Below are 2,220 nucleotides of genomic sequence, written 5' to 3'. Positions count from 1 at the left end.
GGGAGCACAGCAGGACCGTGCCGCTCGCGGCCCACCCCGCGGGCGGCCCGCTCACCACCGCCGTGAGCGTGATCGTCACGGCCAGCAGCCACAGGGCCAGCCGGAGCGCGGTTCGCCGCGCGGCCCACGCGGCGCAGCAGGCCGCGCCGGTGGCCAGGGTCAGCTGGGCCGCCTCCAGCCCCTGGTGGCCGCCCGGACCGCTCCACCCGGCCAGGGTCAGACCGAGCCCCGCGAGCCCGGCGGCGGCCCCGCAGGCGACCGGCAGGAGCGATCCGGCGATGCGGCCGCAGGCGTACCCGGCGGCCACGGCCAGTACGGCGAGCAGCACCCCCTCGGGGCGCGCGGTGCGCCCCATGGCGCAGATGAGCGCCCAGAGGGCGCAGGAAGCGAGGATCGCCACGCCCGCGATGTCGGGCAGACTGCCCAGGGCCTGGCCGTAGTGATCGTTGTAGTGATCGCTGTCGTCCCGGTCGTGATTCCTTACGACCGGTTCCAGCGCAGATGACGTCATCCCGTCGACCCCCCGTCGTGACGGGCATCGCGTGGCGACGGTACGTCGCGTCGCGAGCCATGCACCAGGAACGGTAGCGCCAGCGGCGAGATATGTGTATATGTTGCGCAGAAACGATGTGTCAGTGGTGAAACGCGCCCCGAGCGCGCAGAACGGGCGCCCGGCGCAGGTCACCGGCGCGGGTTCGGGCCCGGCGGATACCCTCGGCGCATGGCGACCCCCGACTTCATCCGCGGCCTGCGGGCCTCCATCGGCCATCAACTCCTCTACCTGCCGGGCGTGAGCGCCGTCGTCTTCGACGACGAGGACAGGGTGCTGCTGGGCCGCCGGGCCGACAACGGCCGCTGGGCGATCATCTGCGGCATCCCCGAACCGGGCGAGCAGCCCGCCACGGCGGTGGTGCGCGAGGTGGAGGAGGAGACCGCGGTGCGCTGCGTTCCGGAGCGCATCGTGCTCGTACGGACGCTGGCGCCCGTGACGTACCCCAACGACGACCAGTGCCAGTTCATGGACGTCTGCTTCCGCTGCCGCGCGGTGGGCGGCGAGGCGCGGGTGAACGACGACGAGTCGCTGGACGTGGGCTGGTTCCCGCTCGACGCGCTGCCGGAGCTGGAGGACTTCTCGCTCATCCGGATCAAGCAGGCGCTCGCCGAGGGGCCGACGTGGTTCGAACCCATCCCGGCGGAGTGAAGAGTGTGCCGCGCCCCCATCGGTCCGGGCGCGGCCGCCGCCTAGTGTGCCGCTCATGAGCGCGTCACCCGCATCCAGTCCCGAAGCCCCCGGGCTCACCGGCCGTACCGCAGTCGTCACCGGTGCCGCCGGGGGCATCGGGCGGGCGTGCAGCCTGCGGCTGGCGGCCGCGGGGGCGCGGGTCCGGGCGGTCGACATGGACGCCGAGGGGCTGGCCGACCTCGTCGCGTTCGCCGAAGGCACCGTCGAGGCGTACGCCCTGGACCTGACCGACCTCGACGCGGCCGAACGGGCCGCCGAGGGCGCCGACATCCTGGTCAACAACGCGGGGATCCAGCTCGTCCGCCCGATCGAGGACTTTCCGCCGGAGGTCTTCTCCCGGGTGCTCACGGTGATGCTGGAGGCCCCGTTCCGGCTGGTGCGCGGTGCCCTGCCGGGGATGTACGAGCGGGGCTGGGGGCGGATCGTGAACATCTCCTCCGTGCACGGGCTGATCGCCTCCCCGTACAAGTCCGCGTATGTGGCCGCCAAACACGGTCTGGAGGGGCTCTCCAAGGTCGCCGCCCTGGAGGGCGCGCCCCACGGGGTGACGTCCAACTGCGTCAGCCCCGGCTATGTACGCACCCCACTGGTCGAGCGTCAGATCACCGACCAGGCCGCGGCGCACGGCATCTCCCCGGAGCGCGTCGTCTCCGAGGTGCTGCTGGCCGACGCGGCGGTCAAGCGGCTCGTCGAGCCGGAGGAGGTGGCGGAGGCCGTGGCGTATCTGTGCGGTCCGCATTCCTCGTTCATCACCGGTGCCTCGCTCAGCATGGACGGCGGATGGACGGCCCACTGAACGGCCGTTCGGCGGACCGCTCACGGGGCCATGCCGCGTCCGGCGGGCGCGTGCCGGTGCCCCCGTCCGACGATCCGCCCGAGACCCCGTACCTGGAACTGCTCGCACGCGGCGCGCCCGCCGAGGCGTACGAGCGCCCCGGCCTGCGGGAAGCGCGCCGAGGGGGCCCCGGCCGAGCGGC

At 73.4% G+C, this 2,220-nt stretch carries 2 protein-coding genes and 2 pseudogenes; 3 read left to right on the top strand and 1 reads right to left on the bottom strand.

The annotated features are described in order from the left end of the window. Positions 1-511, bottom strand: a pseudogene (locus tag SSOG_RS53305) (hypothetical protein); the annotation flags it as partial. Positions 512-721: 210 nt separating this feature from the next. Here SSOG_RS53305 and SSOG_RS05955 point away from each other — a divergent pair. From SSOG_RS05955 to SSOG_RS58365, 3 genes and pseudogenes are all read left to right on the top strand, one after another. After that, a complete protein-coding gene (locus tag SSOG_RS05955; protein WP_009713306.1) occupies positions 722-1,201 on the top strand; it encodes an NUDIX hydrolase in 480 nt (159 codons plus the stop codon). A gap of 55 nt (positions 1,202-1,256) precedes the next feature. Further along, the gene (locus SSOG_RS05950) at positions 1,257-2,039 is read left to right on the top strand and encodes a 3-hydroxybutyrate dehydrogenase (protein ID WP_039936682.1); all 783 of its coding nucleotides are present in this window, start codon (positions 1,257-1,259) and stop codon (positions 2,037-2,039) included. After that, a pseudogene (locus tag SSOG_RS58365) lies at positions 1,970-2,220 on the top strand (hypothetical protein); the annotation flags it as partial. The gene SSOG_RS05950 and the pseudogene SSOG_RS58365, both read left to right, overlap by 70 nt.

The organism is Streptomyces himastatinicus ATCC 53653, assembly GCF_000158915.1.
In the GTDB taxonomy this organism is placed as follows: domain Bacteria; phylum Actinomycetota; class Actinomycetes; order Streptomycetales; family Streptomycetaceae; genus Streptomyces; species Streptomyces himastatinicus.
Note: the sequence above shows the minus strand (reverse complement) of the source record. Positions and strands in the feature narration are given on the sequence as shown.

Bases quoted from the DNA above. Each gene is read 5' to 3' on its own strand.
- SSOG_RS05955 (WP_009713306.1), top strand. From the start codon at position 722: ATGGCGACCCCCGACTTCATCCGCGGCCTGCGGGCCTCCATCGGCCAT.
- SSOG_RS05950 (WP_039936682.1), top strand. From the start codon at position 1,257: ATGAGCGCGTCACCCGCATCCAGTCCCGAAGCCCCCGGGCTCACCGGC.